The 18771-nt window shown below is 36.2% G+C and carries 21 protein-coding genes; 9 read left to right on the top strand and 12 right to left on the bottom strand.

All coding sequences use genetic code 11. The annotated features are described in order from the left end of the window. Positions 1–35 precede the first annotated feature (35 nt). The 6 genes from NSQ92_RS26780 to NSQ92_RS03605 all read right to left on the bottom strand — a co-directional run bounded on the left by NSQ92_RS26780 (position 36) and on the right by NSQ92_RS03605 (position 5588). Positions 36–359: a GerAB/ArcD/ProY family transporter gene (locus tag NSQ92_RS26780; RefSeq protein ID WP_445668967.1), complete on the bottom strand. Its 324-nt coding sequence runs from the start codon at positions 357–359 to the stop codon at positions 36–38. A gap of 121 nt (positions 360–480) precedes the next feature. Continuing rightward, positions 481–651 (bottom strand): GerAB/ArcD/ProY family transporter, encoded by a 171-nt coding sequence (locus tag NSQ92_RS03585; protein WP_172885224.1) that lies wholly within the window; start codon positions 649–651, stop codon positions 481–483. A gap of 255 nt (positions 652–906) precedes the next feature. Then, complete coding sequence (locus tag NSQ92_RS03590) at positions 907–1812, bottom strand: DMT family transporter (RefSeq protein WP_047943118.1); 906 nt, start codon at positions 1810–1812, stop codon at positions 907–909. A gap of 137 nt (positions 1813–1949) precedes the next feature. Then, positions 1950–3728 carry an alpha-glycosidase gene (locus NSQ92_RS03595; RefSeq protein ID WP_341133139.1) on the bottom strand — a complete coding sequence of 593 codons (1779 nt, stop codon included), beginning with the start codon at positions 3726–3728 and terminating at the stop codon, positions 1950–1952. A gap of 158 nt (positions 3729–3886) precedes the next feature. Then, the gene (locus NSQ92_RS03600) at positions 3887–4762 is read right to left on the bottom strand and encodes an SDR family oxidoreductase (protein WP_047943119.1); all 876 of its coding nucleotides are present in this window, start codon (positions 4760–4762) and stop codon (positions 3887–3889) included. Between the two features lie 331 nt (positions 4763–5093). Further along, positions 5094–5588 (bottom strand): YajQ family cyclic di-GMP-binding protein, encoded by a 495-nt coding sequence (locus NSQ92_RS03605; protein ID WP_047943120.1) that lies wholly within the window; start codon positions 5586–5588, stop codon positions 5094–5096. Positions 5589–5787: 199 nt separating this feature from the next. Here NSQ92_RS03605 and NSQ92_RS03610 point away from each other — a divergent pair, with 199 nt between their 5' ends. Further along, positions 5788–6669 (top strand): CvfB family protein, encoded by an 882-nt coding sequence (locus NSQ92_RS03610; RefSeq protein ID WP_047942505.1) that lies wholly within the window; start codon positions 5788–5790, stop codon positions 6667–6669. Between the two features lie 258 nt (positions 6670–6927). Here the strand turns inward: NSQ92_RS03610 and NSQ92_RS03615 are convergent, their stop codons facing one another. Both NSQ92_RS03615 and NSQ92_RS03620 read right to left on the bottom strand, forming a co-directional pair. Continuing rightward, positions 6928–7059, bottom strand: coding sequence for a DUF3941 domain-containing protein (locus NSQ92_RS03615; RefSeq protein ID WP_082138337.1), 132 nt, complete (start codon positions 7057–7059; stop codon positions 6928–6930). A 90-nt stretch (positions 7060–7149) separates the two neighbouring features. Then, on the bottom strand, positions 7150–8010 hold the full coding sequence (locus tag NSQ92_RS03620; RefSeq protein ID WP_047942504.1) for a DegV family protein: 861 nt from the start codon (positions 8008–8010) through the stop codon (positions 7150–7152). Positions 8011–8217: 207 nt separating this feature from the next. On the opposite strand from NSQ92_RS03620, the gene NSQ92_RS03625 reads away from it, so the two are divergent. Then, complete coding sequence (locus tag NSQ92_RS03625; protein ID WP_341152382.1) at positions 8218–9042, top strand: YitT family protein; 825 nt, start codon at positions 8218–8220, stop codon at positions 9040–9042. Between the two features lie 13 nt (positions 9043–9055). Beyond that, a complete protein-coding gene (locus tag NSQ92_RS03630) occupies positions 9056–9418 on the top strand; it encodes a hypothetical protein (RefSeq protein WP_095320253.1) in 363 nt (120 codons plus the stop codon). Positions 9419–9547: 129 nt separating this feature from the next. Here the strand turns inward: NSQ92_RS03630 and NSQ92_RS03635 are convergent, their stop codons facing one another. From NSQ92_RS03635 to NSQ92_RS03645, 3 genes are all read right to left on the bottom strand, one after another. Continuing rightward, positions 9548–9733: a DUF3813 domain-containing protein gene (locus NSQ92_RS03635; RefSeq protein ID WP_047942502.1), complete on the bottom strand. Its 186-nt coding sequence runs from the start codon at positions 9731–9733 to the stop codon at positions 9548–9550. Beyond that, on the bottom strand, positions 9734–9886 hold the full coding sequence (locus NSQ92_RS03640; RefSeq protein WP_162837581.1) for a hypothetical protein: 153 nt from the start codon (positions 9884–9886) through the stop codon (positions 9734–9736). Between the two features lie 135 nt (positions 9887–10021). Next, on the bottom strand, positions 10022–10840 hold the full coding sequence (locus NSQ92_RS03645) for a Cof-type HAD-IIB family hydrolase (RefSeq protein ID WP_047942500.1): 819 nt from the start codon (positions 10838–10840) through the stop codon (positions 10022–10024). Between the two features lie 320 nt (positions 10841–11160). Here NSQ92_RS03645 and NSQ92_RS03650 point away from each other — a divergent pair, with 320 nt between their 5' ends. From NSQ92_RS03650 to NSQ92_RS03665, 4 genes are all read left to right on the top strand, one after another. After that, positions 11161–11949 (top strand): alpha/beta fold hydrolase, encoded by a 789-nt coding sequence (locus NSQ92_RS03650; protein WP_047942499.1) that lies wholly within the window; start codon positions 11161–11163, stop codon positions 11947–11949. A gap of 120 nt (positions 11950–12069) precedes the next feature. Then, positions 12070–12378 carry a metal-sulfur cluster assembly factor gene (locus NSQ92_RS03655; protein WP_047942498.1) on the top strand — a complete coding sequence of 103 codons (309 nt, stop codon included), beginning with the start codon at positions 12070–12072 and terminating at the stop codon, positions 12376–12378. 133 nt (positions 12379–12511) lie between these two features. Next, on the top strand, positions 12512–13513 hold the full coding sequence (moaA, locus tag NSQ92_RS03660) for a GTP 3',8-cyclase MoaA (protein ID WP_095258825.1): 1002 nt from the start codon (positions 12512–12514) through the stop codon (positions 13511–13513). A gap of 103 nt (positions 13514–13616) precedes the next feature. Then, complete coding sequence (locus NSQ92_RS03665; protein WP_095320254.1) at positions 13617–14882, top strand: molybdopterin molybdotransferase MoeA; 1266 nt, start codon at positions 13617–13619, stop codon at positions 14880–14882. A gap of 54 nt (positions 14883–14936) precedes the next feature. Here NSQ92_RS03665 and NSQ92_RS03670 read toward each other — a convergent pair whose 3' ends face one another. Then, positions 14937–16622 (bottom strand): L-lactate permease, encoded by a 1686-nt coding sequence (locus NSQ92_RS03670; RefSeq protein WP_341152383.1) that lies wholly within the window; start codon positions 16620–16622, stop codon positions 14937–14939. Positions 16623–16876: 254 nt separating this feature from the next. On the opposite strand from NSQ92_RS03670, the gene NSQ92_RS03675 reads away from it, so the two are divergent. Together NSQ92_RS03675 and NSQ92_RS03680 are read left to right on the top strand one after the other, a co-directional pair. Continuing rightward, a complete protein-coding gene (locus NSQ92_RS03675; RefSeq protein WP_047942493.1) occupies positions 16877–17605 on the top strand; it encodes a FadR/GntR family transcriptional regulator in 729 nt (242 codons plus the stop codon). Between the two features lie 430 nt (positions 17606–18035). Further along, entirely contained in the window at positions 18036–18755 is a 720-nt protein-coding gene (locus tag NSQ92_RS03680; RefSeq protein ID WP_047942491.1) for a (Fe-S)-binding protein, read from the top strand. Positions 18756–18771: the final 16 nt, after the last annotated feature.

Here is an 18771-nt window from a genome sequence, read left to right on the forward strand (position 1 = left end):
TAAACAATCCCTAGCTGGCAGAAATGACTCGCTATCTAGGGATTTTTTTGTGATTTAACCTTCTTGATTAATAGAACAAATAATAAAAAGCAAGGGAAAGCAAATTGTTGAGGCATATATAAGAGATACGGAATCACCACTGCACCTTCTCGAACATGGTCATTTTTTTCCATACTAATGAAAAATAGAAAACATCGAAATAGACAAATAATCGGTACAACATAGAAGCGATAGGACTGTTTAAAAATATATTCTAATCCCTTTAAGCCGGAGTAGATAAAGATAGAGTCCTTGATAACTTTTCCTAATATGATAATAAAAACAGCTAGAGCATCAATTCTCTCAATAAACTCTCCAATTGAAAGTTCTTGCGGCTAGATAAAAAATAAAGGGAATAGACAAGGGTAATAGGGATTGCGATAAATCTATTGAACCCAAACTCAATAATTTCAAACAAATTTTTAGAAGGTACTAGCTCATTTATATGTAGAAAAAAGAAGACACAATTAAGCCGGTTATGGTAGATAGAAGTATGGTAATCCATGCATCCTCTTTTGCTGTAATACCAAGCACCACCACAAGCGTTGTCCCTAAGTTAAAGCCTATAATAGTGGCAAATAACTGACTTAAAGATAGATTTTCTTTTAACATGAAAAAGGAATCTTCTAATTGGAAATTTGATAGATGCTTAAAGTAGTGTCTGCTGTTTTACTAGGAATATGCAGAAGAGGAAAAGATTTTTGCAATTTCTAAGGAATTGATTGGTGGGGTTTGGAATGAAAAAGACCGGAATAATATTCCAGCCTAAGATTTACACTATTAACTATTACACTTAAATATATTGAATAGCTCGCCTTTTATAAATTATATTTGATTATGTTTTAGTCTTACTGTTTTCTTGCTCATCTAACCAATTGGTTTTTCTTGTGTAATGGTAGATTTAGGTTGCTTTTGTAGGAGGAAAAAGAACACCCCGAACAAAACGAGTAATCCACCTAAAAGTTGTGTGAGGATTAATTGCTCATTTAATAGTAAAACAGCTAAAAGCGTAGCTCCGACTGGCTCACCGAGAATACTCATGGAAATAGTAGTTGCATTAATATAATTAAGTAACCAATTATTAATGACATGTGCAAGTGTCGGAACAATTGCAAGCAAAACAAAGATGCCCCATTCTCTGCCAGAATAGCCAGTTAACGCTTCGCCAGCCAGTAGATTATAAACGGTTAACAAACAGGCAGCAAAAAAGAAAACAGTAAAGGTATAGATCCAGTGGGTCATTTTTTTGATAATATTTTGGCCGATTAATAAGTAGCCGACTACAGCAATTACACTTAAGAAGGAAAGAAGATCCCCTATAATAGCATTGCTGTCTAATCCAATATCTCCCCAGCCAATCATCATCGCCCCAATAATGGCAATCCCCATAGTCATAATAGCTGTAGAGGTAGTTCTTTCCCGAAAGAAAATAAACCCGCCAAGGAGAGAAACAATAGGCTGTAAAGCCAATATAATCGTAGAGCTGGCTACAGTAGTAAACTTAAGAGAACTAAACCATAGGGCAAAATGTAAGGCCAAAAAAGAGCCTGAGAAAAATAAGAATGCCCAATCTCCTTTTGTTAGTTTTTTGAAATCATTTCGATGGATGTAGACCATAGGAATCATAATAAGACAGGCAAGCCACATTCTGTACATACTTAAAATAGTGGCAGGTGCTTCCGACCATTTTACGAAAATCGCAGAAAACGAGATAGCGATAATCGATATAAGGAGTGGAATCCCAATGGATTTAGGTGTTGATTGCTGATTCACTTTGTTTCCCCCTGACAATTGTAACAATTCGATATAATAGTAAATATAGTACGTTCAAAGGCAGGAAACAATCATTATTTTTCATTTCTTGGAAAAAAGAATCAGGTGATCATCTTAATCGATGTTCACCTGATAGATTACCTTATATGGATATATTTATAATTCATATTGAAACGAAGGATACTACATTCATATGGTCCTAGTATTACGGCAAGATCATCTGATTCAGCAGCATACTCTTCTTCTGTTAATAAAAGAGAGATTTTTTTTCTGCGTAATGGAAAAGGTAGAAGAAATTGTGCTTCCTTGTCACTCTTATTAATAACGGTTAAAAGAATTTCATCTTCTTCTTTTGTATAATAGGCTAAACAGGAATCAGACTGGGATAAAAAATAAAAAGTGCCATTATTGATAAGAAGGGAACTTTGTTTGCGTACTTGAATCAATCGCTTAACAAATTCTTTTAGCTCCGTATCATGTACTTCTGTATTCCAAAGCATACATTTTCGACATCCAGGATCGCTGCCGCCACCTAAGCCGATTTCATCTCCATAATATATACAAGGGGTGCCAGGGTAGGTGAAAAGAAAAGTAAATAAAAGCTTCACACGTTCTTTCCGGTAACTGCATTCATGAAGGATTCGCGGCGTGTCATGACTGCCGATAATATTAAACAATACATTATTGACTGTATCTGGATAGGCCAGTAAGGTTGTAGTCATTTCTTCCATAAATTGTTGAGGAGAAATCATATCATATGCAAAAAATTGCAATGCTTTTGTTAGTAATGGATAATTCATCACCGAATCAAATTGATCTCCTCTTAACCATGGTAAGGAATCATGCCAAATTTCCCCGAGAATAAAAATGTCAGGCTTTAATGATTTTACAACAGATCGGAAGGAACGCCAAAATTCATGGTCAATCTCATTGGCAACATCTAAGCGCCAGCCATCAATATCACATTCTGTAATCCAATATTCCGCTACATGAAGTAGATATTCTTTTACTTCTGGATTGGCTGTATTAAATTTAGGCATAGCTTCATAGAAACCGAATGTTTCATAATGCAGCATGTCATTCTCTTTTAAAGGGAATTTATGGATATGGAACCAATCTTTATAGCGTGAACGCTCTTCATTCTTTAGCACATCTTGAAAGGGCGGGAAATGATAGCCGCAATGATTAAAAACGGCATCAAGCATCACTCGAATTCCACGATTATGACATTCTTTCACAAGGTTCTTAAGCATCTCCTTATCGCCAAATTGCGGGTCTACTTCTAAATAGTTAATCGTATCGTATTTATGATTGCTTTCAGCGTGAAAAATAGGAGTAAGATAAATCCCTGTAATTCCAAGGTCTGTAAGATAGTCTAGGGCGTCCATAATGCCTTGAAGGTCTCCGCCGAAGAAATTATATAAGCCAGGTTCCTCTTGTCCCCATTGTGCAGTATCCACTGGATTTAAAGAGCTATCCCCATTGCGGAAACGCTCTGGAAAAATTTGATACCAAATCGTTTGTGATACCCAAGATGGTGGAGTAAAAACGTCTTTCAGGTGAAGATATGGCAAGCAAAAGTAAAAGCCAGCATCTTCTGGAATAAAGGGAAAGAATCCTTTTTCTGTATAAGTTACTTGCTGTTCCGAATCTCGGAGAATAAAGCCATAGCGAACTCTTTTTTTATTTGTTATCGTGCAATGCCAATAATCAAATAGAGAATCAGAACCGCTTTTTTCCATCGATAACCGCTGGGATACCCATTGATAGTCGACTATTTCGTATTGATCTCCATAGATTAATTCTATTTCAGTGACATTTGCCTTTTTTGTCCGGATCCGGATATGGAGAGCGTCTTTATTTTGTAAATAACAGTAATTATCTCCACTGCGATGGTAAATAGAGGCTAAATCAATCACTTTTCTCACACTCCCTTTGTAATCTTGCTATCTCTTTTGCCACTAGTGTTGCCAGATTAGCTAGATTTTAAAAGAAGAGAAGAGAATTGTCTGCATAGAAAGAACCGCTCGCAAAATGCATGCGAGCGGTTCTGAGTGAATTTATATGAAAAGATTTAGCCGTTAACAATCGTACCGCCGTTGACATGGATAACCTGTCCAGTTACATAGGTAGAATCATTGCTGGCTAAATATACATACGCTGGGGCAAGTTCACAAGGTTGGCCAGCGCGTTTAAAAGGAGTATTTCCTCCAAATGAAGCAACTTGCTCACTATCAAAAGTAGATGGGATAAGTGGAGTCCAAATTGGTCCTGGTGCTACCCCGTTGACTCGAATCCCTTGTTCCGCAAGAGAGCCTGATAAGGAGCGAGTGAAAGCCGTAATAGCTCCTTTTGTTGCGGAATAATCAATTAATGTCTCATTACCTTTATACGCAGTAATAGACGTTGTATTAATAATCGCATCTCCTTTTTGTAAGTGGGGCAGAGTGGCTTTTGTTAAGTGAAACATTGAGAAAATATTGGTGCGGAAAGTTTTTTCTAATTGTTCTGACGTGATATCTAGAATGCTTGATTGTGGATGTTGCTCTGCAGCATTATTTACGAGAATATTAACCTTGCCAAATTCTGAAACGGTCTTTTTTACAACCTCTTTACAGAAGCCTTCATCACCAATATCTCCAGCAAGCAGTAAGCACTTTACTCCTTCAGCTTCAACTAATTCTTTCGTCTTTTGGGCATCGTCATGCTCATCTAAGTATACGATAGTGATATCAGCACCTTCTTTTGCATAATAGATAGCAACAGAACGGCCGATTCCACTATCGCCTCCAGTGATGATAGCAGTTTTTCCTTTTAATTTTTCAGAGCCTTTATAAGAGGGATCGACATCTTTAGGTATAGGATTCATCTCTGTCTGAATGCCTGGCTGCTGATCTTGATGCTGTGGTGGAAATGTTTGTTGTAATTGTTCCTTATTACTATTAGTCAATTCAATCACTCCTTCTAATTCTGTACATGTTTACTTATTTTTCCCAAATTCTTTTAAATAAACATGGTAAAAATAGGGTTGAGTGATATGGAGTTGTGGAAAAGAAGGGGTAAGCATGATGAAAGTTTTTGATTAAAGTGGCGTTCCTTTGTTTAATGAACACCATAATTATCTTGTTTTGAAAGAAAAGTGGTGTTCATCCGCATGATGAACACCATAAATACCTTGTTTTGAAAGAAAAGTGGTGTTCATACACATGATGAACACCATAAATATCTTGTGCTGAAAGAAAAGTGGCGTTGACCAGCTTGGTGTTCGTTGTTATTTCTAATTAACGATAATTGACAAACTGTACATCAATCGTAATTTTTGATTCATCTTTCACAGCAGCAATAATTTTTTGTAAATCATCACGGCTTTTAGCAGTAACCCGAATTTGATCATCCTGTTGTTGAGTTTTCACTTTTAAGCCACTGTTTTTAATTAATGTATTAATAATTTTGGCATTATCTCTATCAATTCCCTGCACTAATTTCGCTCTTTGACGAACTGTACCGCCGGAAGCACCTTCGATTTTGCCATAATCTAAGTTTTTAATAGGAATACCACGTTTAAACATTTTGCTAATAAGGACATCTTTTAGCTGTTCTAATTTATATTCATCATCTGAAACAAGAACCAGTTCTTCTTTGTCCAGCGTCACATTACTTTTGCTCCCTTTAAAATCATAGCGATTTTGAATCTCTTTCATTGCAAGCTGGACAGCATTCGTTACCTCCGAAAAATCTACCTTGGATACAATGTCAAATGAACTTTCTTTTGCCATATTTACCTCCTGATTAATTGGAATTTAACACGAATTAAAAGCATCTGTAGTAAATCCAATTTCTTTTATGCTTGTATTATAGTAAAATTAAGCAGTTGTAACAACTTTAGGCATGAAGTATTCGTTAATAAGGGAATAATTAGGATGGCAGAATATAGAGTAAAGTTGAAAATAGACAAGAATTTAAGGAGGAAACTAAATGTCGTTAAGAGATTATATGGGGCGTGTAGAAATATTAACAGTGGCTAGGATTGCATCTTTTGGGTATTTTTTGACAATTGAAGAGGAAGACGAGGATGTGCTTTTACACTTTAGTGAAACTGATCAGAAATTTGAAGAAGGTGATGAAGTCCGCGTTTTTATTTACAGTGATTCACAGGGAAGAGCTTGCTCAAGTACCTTTATTCCATCTATTGCGGTTGGTAAATACGACTGGGTGAAAGTAACAGACCGCAAAGAAGGAATTGGCTGTTTCTTTGATATTGGGTTGAAAAAGGACATGCTGTTAGGAGAAGATGATTTACCAGTACATGAAGAGGTATGGCCAGAAGTGGGCGATATGCTTTATATAACATTAAAGGTAAATAAGAATAACTATTTATATGTAAAACCAGCAACAGATCCTGTTATTGAAGAGATGGCAGCAAAAGCAACAAGAGAAGATTTTAATAAAAATATTCATGGGTACATTTATCGAACAGCAAAAGTAGGAAGCTGGATTTATACAGCAGAAGGCTATAAAGGATTTATCCATGAATCTGAGCGAGGCAAGGAACCAAGATTAGGGGAAAAAGTAAATGGGCGCATCATAGATGTTAAGCTTGATGGAACAGTAAATGTATCGTTATTGCCAAGAAAAGAAGAAGCGCTTGATAAAGATTCCCAACTAATTTTGGATTATTTAATAACTCGAAAAGGCGCAATGCCTTATGGAGACAAGAGTATGCCAGAGGATATAAAGGAACGCTTTAATTTAAGCAAAGGTTCGTTTAAACGAGCACTTGGGAGACTAATGAAAGAAAATAAAGTATACCAAGAAGAAGGCTGGACATATTTAAAGGAAGATAATCAAAAAAATTAAAATGTAGGTTAAATAGGGGATTTCAAAGTGGTTATAGCTTTGGGATGCCCTTTTTCTTTAGAAAAGATCTAGGAATTCAGGAGGTGCTCGTCTTAGAGCCTGTTTCGACAGTAGAAGAAGTCAAAAGGGAACAAAAAACTAATTTCCATCACTTTACAGAAGATAGAGATATACAAAAACTGAACTAGAGTCTCAATCAAAAAGAACTGCCTTAAAATCTGGCAGCTCTTTTTTCGTATTCATCTAGCAACCATCTTCTTACAGATGGTCTGTCTTTTTACTATATTGATGTTTGCCTTTTTTGCGGTTTTTTTCACGCATCATGTTCTTTTCATGACGCAATGCATTATTGTCTTTTGCCTTTTTATCATTATCAGAAGTATGTGGCATTAAAAAATACTCCTTTCAACGTCAGCTTTTGTTCAATTAGAACATTGTTAGTATGAGTGAAAGGAGTAAATTTTATACTTTTTATCGTGCTTATTCAGGTAGCTTATTTAAGAAGAAAATAGCGATTGTTCCAGCACCAGTGTGCGAGCCTACAGATGCACCGATAGAGGAAATGAATACTTCTTTTGGCTGGAATTTTTCCATAATCATTTCTTTTACTTCCGCAGCTGTTGCTTCATCATCTGCGTGACTGATCGCGAACACTTGTTGATCCAGCTTATCTCCTCGTTCTGCTATTAGGTCAATCATTCTGCGCAGGAGTTTCTTTTTGCCGCGAATTTTTTCAAGAGGAACCAATTTCCCGTCTTCAACATGTAATAAAGGTTTTATATTTAGTAATCCACCAAGGAACGCAGAGGCCTTCGAAACACGTCCGCCTTTTGCTAAATATTCTAGATCTTCGACAGTAAATAAGTGCTCCATATGCTCGCATATGAATTGGAGTCGTGGTATAATTTCACTTACGTCTTTACCTTGATCGCGGAGTTTCACTGCTTCTTGAACAACTAAACCAGCACCTAATGATGCACATTTGCTATCAATGATGGTTAAAGCAAAGTCGGGATATTCCTCCTTTACTTGTTCTGAAATCATTACTGCTGTTTGGTATGTTCCAGATAATTGCGAAGAAAAAGCAATATAAATACCTTTTTCTTTATTTTGAGCCAATGTTGTAAAAACATCTTTAAATAAAGCTGGCGACACTTGTGATGTTTTTGGAACTTGTCCACTGCGTATGGCATTATAAACAGTGGCTGGTTCAATCGTTTTTAAATCCTCGTATTCTTTACCGTCTAAGTTAACCTTTAGCGGTAATAGTGTAACCTCGTTCTTCTCATAATAGGATAGAGGTAAATCACTCGCACTATCTGCTAGGATTTTAAAAGTCATATTCATTCCACTTCTTTCTTTTTTTTATAAAAACATATGGTTATTGGAGTACGGTTATGATAAATAACGATAATCTCTTTGAAAATGCCTTGTTTTTTGAAAACAAGGCATACTTATTTGTAGTTTATAAAACTTTTAGAGAAAAAACAATTGAATAGTTAAAGTAAAAATAGTAAAAATTACTATATATCGTATTGGAGGACACTTATGTATTGGTTATTAACAAAAAAATTAATCGTTGTTATCTTTGGGGCACTATTAAATGCGATTGCTATGAATTTTTTCTTGATACCTGCTGATGTATATGCCAGTGGTTTTGCGGGAGTGGCTCAGCTTATATCCAAAATAACGCCTATTTCTACAGGGGTTTTACTATTTATCCTTAATGTTCCAATCGCAATAGTTGGTTGGATTAAAGTCGGAAAATCATTTACCTTTTTTAGTTTTTTAAGTGTTGTTTTTATGTCTTTGTTTATGGAAATCATTCCGGAAACAAGCTATTCTCATGATATTTTGTTAAATGCAGTTTTTGGTGGTGTCATTGCGGCTGTGGGGGTTGGATTAACGTTAAAGTGGGGGGCCTCAACGGGTGGCATGGACATCATTGCCATGATTCTTTCACGTATGCAGGATAAGCCTGTCGGTACGTATTTCTTTATTCTAAATGGAGCTATTATTATCACAGCTGGTGCTATGTTCGGATGGGAAAAAGCGTTATATACGCTTGTGAATCTATATGCAGCAACCAAAGTGATTGATACGATACATACAGCCCATCAAAAATTAACGGTGATGATTATTACGAAGAAAACAGCTGAGCTAAAAGTAGCAATCCATGAAAAATTAGTAAGAGGAATTACGATTTTGCCAGCAAGAGGAGCATTTTCCAATGAGCCAAAGGAAATGCTAATGATTGTCGTGACTCGTTATGAGTTATTTGATATCGAACGGATTATTAAAGAAGTGGATCCACAAGCATTTACAAATGTTGTGCAAACAACAGCCGTACTCGGTTTCTTTAGAAAAGCTTAAAGGAGGAACTATATTGAAAAAAGCGACTGTCGTATTCTTATGCATGTTAATTAGCAGCTTCCTGCCGTTTCTAACCATAACAGCAGCAGCAAACTCAGGGAAAGAGCAAGTCAAGATAGAAGATGTAACTGTTAGTGGTACAAAAGGGAATTATCTTGTGAAAGGAAAAGCAATTACGACAGGGACTATTTTTTATTCTGTCGAAGATGGTCACAATGAATTCATCGCAAACCAGAAATTACAAGTTAGTAATAAGCAATTCTCGCTGAAAATTCATTTAGAGGAAAAAGATTTACCGACGAATGGAACAATCATTTTATTTTTTTCTGAAGAAGGAAAAGAGCCATATTCCTTAGTGTTAGAAACATTTTCGTAAGGGGAATAAAAACAAATGGTACTCCGGTTTATACTTTCCGTAATAAAAAGCAGCCCATAAAAGGCCCTTCTCCCAAGCATTTGCTTTTCTAGCGCTTATGGAGGCTTCCTTCTTGGACTGCTTTTTTTATTAGTGTGTCTGAATTTGTTCTAGCTCTTTTTGTAATGCAGCTAATTGGTGTTGTTCGGCTGTTGTGGTATTTGCGTAAGCAGAGCTTATCGCATTCTTTGCTTTATCCACTAAGCCATCATTCCCATTCCCATATTTAGCTGCCTCAACTGCTTGTCTTGCTTCTTGAAAAAGTCTATTTCCCATTTATTCTAATCCTCCATGAGACTGTCTTTCATTTGACATTTTATAGCTCTCGGCTTCAGCATATGTCATATGATAAGGGATACGTTCGGAATGCTTGGATACAGAATCTACTCCTTGTTGTACGAAGCGTTTCGATTTATTTCGTTTTCCCATTGAATGATCCCTCCGAGTGTTAGAGTATAATTGGAAAGACAAAAGAAGCATTGATTTTCCCGGAAACAGTAGTGACCGTTTCGCTTATAGTATGGACGTAATTTTAGTCTTTAAAGACGGTAATGATAACCAGCTTTAGAGAACACGAAGATTTAAAACTTCGTTTAAATATACAGCAATTCCGTCTTCTTCATTGGATAAAGTAACATCCTTAGCAAGGGTCTTTAGTTCCTCAATCGCATTTCCCATAGCGACACCTTTTCCAGCATACTCAATCATTTCAAAATCATTGTCTTCATCGCCGAATGCGATAATATTTCTTTGTGGGATTTGATAGTAATCAGAAACTTTTTGTAAGCCAATCGCTTTATTTATTCCTAACTTAACAATTTCGATCACATGAAAGGGATCTGCCCAACGGCGATGTTCAATTAGATCGGCATGAACCTCAGATAAATGCTTGCGAATGGCTGCAACATGTTCTTCCTCCGCATGAATAAGGATAGAAGTAGGTGCTGCTTCTAAAAATTCCAATAAATTTCCGACAGTTACTTTGGGATTCCCTAATGAAAAAATGTCAATCAATTTCTCATCATGATAATGATAATAAACCTCATCCATTACTTCCGCAATAATATTGTGAAAAGAGTAATCATTGCATGCAGCGACAATATCCCTTGCTGTTTGTATATCAAGGGGAGAATGATAAAAGCCCCATTTGGTATCCTTAGGATGATGAATAAAAGCTCCATTAAAGTTAACGATAGGAGTATGTAAATTTAATTCATGATAGATCGCTTCACTTGCGCGGAAGGGTCTCCCTGTTGCAATCATTACTTCATGACCATCCTCCATTGCTTTTTGGATAACTTTTTTGGTAAGAGGAGAAATGGTTTTATCGTCTTTTAATAACGTTCCGTCAAGGTCTAAGGCAATTAGATGTTTTTCTGTCATAGTGTCTCCTTTAGTGTCAATATAGTAATTTTATTCTAGCTTTAAGGGGCGTAATTTTCGAAAAAAAAGCCACTTCATGTTACACTTACTTATACATATAAAATATTATTACACTTTATTCGTTAATTCTACTTTCACTTATGTTAAGTTATGTAAAATCAATGATAGAGATAAATTTCCTTTCTATTCTTTACGCTTATGGCTTGATTAGAGGGAAATAACTGTCCTTAAAGTCCGATCGGTTTCACAAATCATCAAAGAGGAAGTTATACTTTATTTTACATGAATCATTTATTTTTTCCAAAAAGGAGGGGCGAGCGATGATTTTGGTTGAAAAATTACATATAGAGGAAATACCTGTACTGCATATTGTAAAAAAAGACCACTATGATCAAAAACGACCATATATTCAATTTACCCATGGCTTCACTAGTGCAAAGGAACACAATCTTCATTTTGCTTATCATTTAGCAGAGAAGGGATTTCGTGTTGTATTGCCTGATTGTTTGTATCATGGAGAGCGAGACCAAGGATTATCAGCGATGGAATTAAACATGCATTTTTGGAATATCGTGATGAAGACGATTGAGGAAATAGAAGTGATAAAAGATTATTTCAGCGACAAAGAGCTAATCGATGATCAATATATTGGGATCGTAGGAACAAGTATGGGGGGAATCGTTACATTAGGTGCATTAAGAAAGTATCCTTGGATTAATACGGCAGTAAGCTTAATGGGAATGCCATATTATGAGAAATTTGCCCATTATACCATTTCAGAAGTGAAGAAAAGGGGCTATGAGCTGCCGCTAAGTGATCATGAAATAGAAGATTTAATTAAACAGTTAGAGGAATTGGACCTTAGTAAGGCACCAGAAAAATTACAAAAACGTCCTCTTATGTTCTGGCATGGCAAAAAAGATGAAGTTGTACCTTATGCTTATTCCCACCAATTTTATGAGCATATAAAACCTTTATATAAAGATGCGCCAGATCGCCTAACATATCTTTCTGAAGATAATACTGGCCATAAAGTAAGCAGAAGAGCCATGCTGAAAACGGTGGAATGGTTTGAGAAACATTTAGCAGAAGGATTAATTAAAGCGTGATTCAAATCCTTTTTTCAAATCATAATTATTTGTTATAGTGTAACTATAAAGATAAAGCTTCCTTTTTTAGAAGATATTTAAATACGTTTTACCATAAATAAAAATAAGGGGTGCCTTTGAATGAATGAAGAATTAAAAGACAGTATAATGGGTGCACTAGAGCTTGTTATCGATCCAGAGCTTGGAATTGATATTGTAAACTTAGGATTAGTTTATGACTTAGAGCTGAATGAAGATGGATTATTGGTTGTAACCATGACGCTAACAGCAATGGGATGTCCACTTGCAGGCGTTATTGTGGATCAAGTAAAAGCAGCTTTAACAGATATTCCAGAAGTTAAAGACACAGAAGTAAATATCGTTTGGTCGCCAGCTTGGACAAAAGATAGAATGTCCAGATATGCAAAAATTGCCTTAGGTGTACGATAAACAGGAAGTGAAGAAGAAGGGAAACCTTCTTTTTTTCTTTGTTTTTAATATACTGTATATTATGAAAAATGGTATGATAAAAATATAAAAGTGGAATTTTGGTGAATGTATAGGAAAAGGAAGTGAGAATGATATGAAGGATCTTTTAAATCGTCCATTGAGAGATTTGCGCATTAGTGTGATTGACCGCTGCAATTTAAGGTGTCAATACTGCATGCCGAAAGAAATATTTGGTCCAGATTATTCCTTTCTTCCTCCAAGTGAATTATTAACTTATGATGAGATAGAAAGAATTGCCAAGATATTTGTAGAATTGGGAGTCGAGAAGATTCGCTTAACTGGTGGAGAACCATTGTTACGCAAGGATTTGCCAGTGCTAGTTGACAGGCTTATTCGACTGGAAGGTCTAGAGGATATTGCATTGACAACAAATGGGATCTTTCTTCCTAAATATGCCCATGATTTAAAGGAGGCTGGTCTTAAGCGCGTAAATATTAGTTTAGATAGTATAAATGATGAATTGTTTGGTCAGATGAATGGGCGCAATGTAGGAGCTGCTCCCGTAAAAAAAGGGATAGAGGCAGCCCAGAATGCTGGCTTAGGTATAAAAATCAATATGGTAATCAAAAAAGGAATGAACGATTCTGAAATAATTCCAATGGCAACCTACTGTAAAGAAAATGAGCTAGAACTTCGGTTTATTGAATATATGGATGTTGGCAGTACTAACGGATGGAAAATGAAAGATGTTATTACCAAAAAAGAAATATATGCGAAATTACAAGAGGCTTTTGAATTGGAGCCTGTAGAGGCTGATTATTTTGGGGAAGTAGCTAAAAAGTATAAATATAAGGATGCAAATGTGCTGGTCGGCTTCATTACCTCCGTTTCCGAATCGTTTTGCTCTAGCTGTACAAGAGCGCGGCTCTCTGCAAATGGCCAACTATATACCTGTCTTTTTAATGGGAATGGCCATAATATTCGTGATTTTCTTAGAGAAGGAGCAGATGATTCAGCTTTAGAAGGCTTTATAAAAAACATTTGGGAACAAAGAAGGGATCGTTATTCCGATGAAAGAACGGAAGAAACAGTAAAACAGCGAAAAAAAGTCGAAATGTCTTATATAGGCGGATAGAATGCCGCAGATTAAATGACAAAATGAACAGAAGAGATTTGGAGGAATGGTGGAAGGATATACATCATTCTTTTTGGTTCATGGAAATAAGGAGTGAAAGTCGATGACAGTGGAAAATAGAGTTCCTATCCTAATAGAAGAGGCAATAAGCAGAGTGATGGAACACAAGAGAGAAGGAGAAAAGGAATATGTTTCAATCTATCATTGCAATGGCCGTTATTTAAGTGAAGATATAAAAGCAATACATGATGTGCCTAAATTTAATCGTTCCAGCTATGATGGATTTGCATTACGAGCAAAGGATACAAATGGAGCATCATATGAAATGCCTGTTGAGTTTGAAATAATTGATGAAATTGGTGCTGGGCAAGTTTCGACCAAAAAAATAGGTGAGTACCAAGCAATCAGGATTATGACAGGAGCCATGTTACCACGTGATGCCGATGCAGTAATCATGCTTGAGAAGACGGTAGAGCGGAAAAAAAATGGCCAAACATATATAAAAATAGATCATATGTTACATAAAGGAGAAAATATCTCTTTTCAAGGAGAGGATGTAAAAAAGGGGGAAGTCTTATTAAAAAAAGGAACTAAAATCAATCCAGGAGTAGTGGCGGTTTTAGCAACATTTGGTATAGAACAAGTTCCAGTTGCCAAAAAACCAACTATAGGTTTATTTGCAACTGGAACGGAATTATTGGAAGTGCATGAGGAACTGGAGGAAGGAAAAATAAGGAACAGCAATGCCTATATGATACTAGCACAAATTGAACGAGCAGGAGCGGTTCCTCGCTATTTCGGCAAGTTGCCAGATGTCATGGAAACAAGTTTTGAAGCTATTCGCCAAAAAATAGATTCGGTTGATATGTTGATAACAACAGGTGGTGTTTCAGTTGGCGATTATGATTTATTGCCAGAAATTTACCGTAAGCTTGGAGCAGAAGTTCTTTTTAATAAAATTGCAATGAGGCCTGGCAGTGTCACTACGGTAGCGAATTTAAATGGTAAATTATTATTTGGACTTTCAGGGAACCCATCTGCTTGCTATGTTGGTTTTGAGTTATTTACAAATCCGATCATAAAAAGCCTTTTATTTATAGAAAACCCGCGCTTACCTATTGTGGACGCGGTATTAAAAGAGAATTTCCCAGATGCCAATTCCTTTACTCGACTTATTAGAAGTAAGGTATCTATTGTAAATGGAAAGATAGAAACTCGGACTAGCGGTATGGACAAATCAAATATTGTTAGTAGTTTGGCATCTGCCAATGGGCTTACAATTTTGCCAGGAGGGGAATCTGGATACAAATGTGGGGATATAGTAAAGGTAATACTGTTGGAAGAGGTTCAGAATCAATTATTATTGTAGATCGGAAAAAGAAGAGCATTTTCATCTAAGAGACTGCTCTTCTTTTTAATTTTTTTAAGGGATCATCCAAGAAAGTACATTGTGTTGCAGGAAAGTAATGAGACATACTATTAATAGTAGGAATACACTATGTTTTAAGGTAAAGCGTAGTAGCTCGGATTCTTTACCAGCAAGACCAACAGCTGCACAAGCTACTGCGATAGATTGTGGAGATATCATTTTTCCTGTAACTCCTCCACTTGAGTTAGCTGCAATAGCAAGGACAGGATCCATACCAACAGACAATGAAGTTACTTTTTGCAGATTTCCAAACATTAAGTTGGCAGATGTATCAGAACCAGTAATAAATACACCAAGCCAACCCAATACAGGAGAAAAGAATGGAAATAAAGCTCCTGTCTTAGCTAAGGTCATTCCAAGTGTTGTCGACATACCAGAGGCATTTGTTACATAGGCAAAACCGACTACAGACGAAATGGTTAAAATTGGAAATTTTAACTCGTGAAGGGTTTCCTTTGCTGTAGCATACACATCTTTCCAAGAAAGGCGGGCAATATATTTTGTTACAATACAAGAAAATAAAATGGCAGTTCCGGCAGCTCCTAACACTTCTAATTTGAAAATAGCTGCAACTGCTTCACCAGTATCATTTATAATTTTATTGTTAAGTAATGGAACTTCTGGCAGAAAAGTCAATCGTTCCCCCAACCCATTAATACCTTTTAAAATAAAATTTGTCCCTTCATAATGGCCAGTTAGTGCATTTTTTATAACAGGTATCCCCCAAAGGGAAATGAAAGCAGTTAATACTAAAAAAGGAGACCATGCATGAAAAATCTGACCAGGAGAGTATGTAGGATCTGGAGCTTTTTTTATCTCAGCTGAAGCGGCTGTTTCTATTTCACCTTTAAATCGGAAAATTGTTTTTGGTTTCCAGAATTTTAGTAAAATAACTAATGCAAATAAGGAAACTAACGCAGATAAAATATCAGGCAACTCAGGTCCGAGGAAGTTAGATGATAAATATTGTGTAAGTGCAAATGATATACCTGATACTAAAATAGCGGGAAGTACTTCCCATACACGTTTAAAACCCGCCATAATAATTACAAGATAAAACGGAATGAATACGGAAATAAAAGGCAATTGTCGACCAACCATTTTTGATATTTCAAAAGCCGGAATACCAGTTGGTCCCTCAACAGCAGTAATTGGGATACCTATCGCTCCGAATGCAACAGGTGCCGTGTTAGCTAATAAACAGATGCCTGCAGCATATAATGGATTAAAGCCTAATCCAGCTAAAAGAGCAGCAGAAATAGCAACAGGTGCTCCAAAGCCAGCAGCGCCTTCTAAAAATGCCCCGAATGAGAAAGCTACAAGCAATGCTTGAAGTCTACGATCCTCTGTAATAGACAAAATAAAATTTCGTATGATAGAAAATTGTCCGCTTTTCACTGTTAATTTATATAAAAGCACTGACGTAACAATAATCCAGCCAATAGGTAATAAGCCATAAACAATGCCTTGGCTCGCAGACATAATACTCATTCCAATAGGTATATTGAAAGCGGTTACGGAAAGGAGTAAAGCAAGAAGCAGGGTTGTAATTCCAGCCATATGTCCCTTCATGCGTTTGATGGCAAGTGCCCAAAAAAAATATAAGATTGGAATTACGGCAACTATCGCGGATAATGCTAAATTGTCGCCAACAGCGGTGAAGTCTTGAGTAAACGTCATTATTTCAGCCCCCTTAATTTTCTACTTACGATTTCTTTCTAATGAATGTTTAATCTAAATTATCAGATGAAGTAATCGTTATCATAAATAAATTGTAAAATATTAGGTCATCTGATGACTCGATGAACCTATTATAAAATGAGAGTTTTTAAAAAACAACATAAAATTGACAATATTATGTCTTTTTTTATGCAAAATGTAACTTTTAGCAGTATAATAACAATAAAAAGGATGAACGCGTTGGAGGTAGAACGATGGAATTTAAGCAGATCCGCCCAAAAAAAATTTATGAAGAAATTGCAGAAGCCTTGCATGAAGGAATTCGCTCAGGAGCTTTAAAGCCTGGAGAAAAGTTGGCATCTGTACAGCAGCTTGCCGAAAACTTCCAAGTAAGCCGTTCAGCCGTTAGGGAAGCACTTTCCGCATTAAAAGCTAAAGGTTTAATTGAAATGAAGCAAGGGGAAGGTACTTATGTGAAAAGGTTTGAAGCCGATCAAATTTCTTTTTCTTTTCCTACAGCAATTTTGATGAAGGAAAAAGATCTAAATCACCTCCTTGAAGTAAGAAGGATTATGGAGGTAGGTGCTGCAGCTGCAGCAGCGAATAAACGTACAAACGAAGATTTGCAAAAAATGAAACAGGCGCTAGAAGAAATGAAACAGGCAAATGGAGTAGAAGAATTAGGTGAAAAGTCAGATTTAAACTTCCATTTAGGCGTAGCAGCAGCTTCACAAAATCCTTTGCTGGTAAATTTATTGCTCAACGTTTCTGATATTATGCAGGAAGCAATGAAAGAAACAAGACGTTTATGGCTGTTTTCTAAACAAACAACAACGGAACGACTTTATGAGGAACATCTTACTATTTATGAGTCTATTTTAGAAAGAAACGCGGAAAAAGCGAGTGAGGCGATGCTTTATCATTTACAAAAGGTAGAAGCAGTGCTTCAAAAGTATTTTGCTGAAAAAGAACAGAAGGTATAATCCGCTATTGGAAAATTGATATTGATATTTGCATTTTTTATTCTTGCAAATTTTAGCGACAAAGTCTATATTAATGAAAACGCTTCATGGAAATATTTATTTAAAATTACTGTAATGAGGATGGAACATAAAATATATAGGACTTGGTATAAACCGAGACATACATAATCTCAAATGTCTCACTAATCCCAGCTGAGTATGCTTGTGTTCTGGTTGTTCCAACCTTCCAACTAATTCATTTTTCTAAAATCTACTAATTTTTGGGAAGTAGTCTAAATAAGCAAAATCAAATAGAGGGGAAGTATGTAACTCTTTTTATCTATTTATCGTGAGTCAGTCTTATTGTAAACAAGTCATCTGATGACCTGTTCATAGGAATATAAACATCAAATGGATAGTACATTTATTCTTAAAAAGGGGGATATTTAGGATGAAAGTGACATTATTTGCTACATGTCTAGTTGATATGTTTCAAAGTGATGTGGGGAAAGCAACGGTTGAATTGTTAGAAAGACTGGGATGTGAAATCGATTTTCCTACGACACAAATATGCTGTGGGCAGCCATCTTATAATAGTGGGTATGTAAAGGAAACAAAGGAAGTGATGAAAACAATGATGAAATCCTTCCAAGATGCAGAGTATATTGTCTGCCCCTCTGGTTCTTGTGCCTATATGTTCCATGAGTATCAGCATATTTTTAAAGGGGATCCAGTATGGGAGCCGATTGCAAAAGAACTTGCCGCTAAAACTTTTGAACTAACACAGTTTATTGTAGATGTCTTAAAAGTAGAAGATGTAGGTGCAACTTTCAAGGGGAAGGTTACCTACCATACATCCTGTCATATGACGAGATTACTAGGGGTTAAAGAGGCTCCTATTAAGCTATTAAAAAATGTGAAAGGAGTAGAGTATACGGAATTACCATTAAAGGAAAATTGCTGTGGTTTTGGAGGAACTTTTTCTGTGAAAATGGGGCAAATATCTGAGCAGATGGTGGACGAAAAAGTAGCCTGTGTAGAATCAACGAATGCCGAGTATGTAGTTAGTGCAGATGCAGGCTGCTTGATGAATATTGGGGGAAGAATTGATCGAAAGGGTAAACCAATTAAAGCATTACATATAGCAGAAATTTTAAATAGTCGAGCATAACAGAGGGGATGATAAG

Origin of the sequence: Niallia sp. FSL M8-0099, assembly GCF_038006945.1 — a bacterium.
GTDB classification, from domain to species: Bacteria; Bacillota; Bacilli; order Bacillales; family Cytobacillaceae; genus Niallia; species Niallia circulans.

Bases quoted from the DNA above. Each gene is read 5' to 3' on its own strand.
- NSQ92_RS03585 (WP_172885224.1), bottom strand. From the start codon at position 651: ATGTTAAAAGAAAATCTATCTTTAAGTCAGTTATTTGCCACTATTATA.
- NSQ92_RS03605 (WP_047943120.1), bottom strand. From the start codon at position 5,588: ATGGCAAAAGAAAGTTCATTTGACATTGTATCCAAGGTAGATTTTTCG.
- NSQ92_RS03610 (WP_047942505.1), top strand. From the start codon at position 5,788: ATGTCGTTAAGAGATTATATGGGGCGTGTAGAAATATTAACAGTGGCT.
- NSQ92_RS03615 (WP_082138337.1), bottom strand. From the start codon at position 7,059: ATGCCACATACTTCTGATAATGATAAAAAGGCAAAAGACAATAATGCA.
- NSQ92_RS03620 (WP_047942504.1), bottom strand. From the start codon at position 8,010: ATGACTTTTAAAATCCTAGCAGATAGTGCGAGTGATTTACCTCTATCC.
- NSQ92_RS03625 (WP_341152382.1), top strand. From the start codon at position 8,218: ATGTATTGGTTATTAACAAAAAAATTAATCGTTGTTATCTTTGGGGCA.
- NSQ92_RS03635 (WP_047942502.1), bottom strand. From the start codon at position 9,733: ATGGGAAATAGACTTTTTCAAGAAGCAAGACAAGCAGTTGAGGCAGCT.
- NSQ92_RS03640 (WP_162837581.1), bottom strand. From the start codon at position 9,886: ATGGGAAAACGAAATAAATCGAAACGCTTCGTACAACAAGGAGTAGAT.
- NSQ92_RS03645 (WP_047942500.1), bottom strand. From the start codon at position 10,840: ATGACAGAAAAACATCTAATTGCCTTAGACCTTGACGGAACGTTATTA.
- NSQ92_RS03650 (WP_047942499.1), top strand. From the start codon at position 11,161: ATGATTTTGGTTGAAAAATTACATATAGAGGAAATACCTGTACTGCAT.
- NSQ92_RS03655 (WP_047942498.1), top strand. From the start codon at position 12,070: ATGAATGAAGAATTAAAAGACAGTATAATGGGTGCACTAGAGCTTGTT.
- moaA (WP_095258825.1), top strand. From the start codon at position 12,512: ATGAAGGATCTTTTAAATCGTCCATTGAGAGATTTGCGCATTAGTGTG.
- NSQ92_RS03665 (WP_095320254.1), top strand. From the start codon at position 13,617: ATGACAGTGGAAAATAGAGTTCCTATCCTAATAGAAGAGGCAATAAGC.
- NSQ92_RS03670 (WP_341152383.1), bottom strand. From the start codon at position 16,622: ATGACGTTTACTCAAGACTTCACCGCTGTTGGCGACAATTTAGCATTA.
- NSQ92_RS03675 (WP_047942493.1), top strand. From the start codon at position 16,877: ATGGAATTTAAGCAGATCCGCCCAAAAAAAATTTATGAAGAAATTGCA.
- NSQ92_RS03680 (WP_047942491.1), top strand. From the start codon at position 18,036: ATGAAAGTGACATTATTTGCTACATGTCTAGTTGATATGTTTCAAAGT.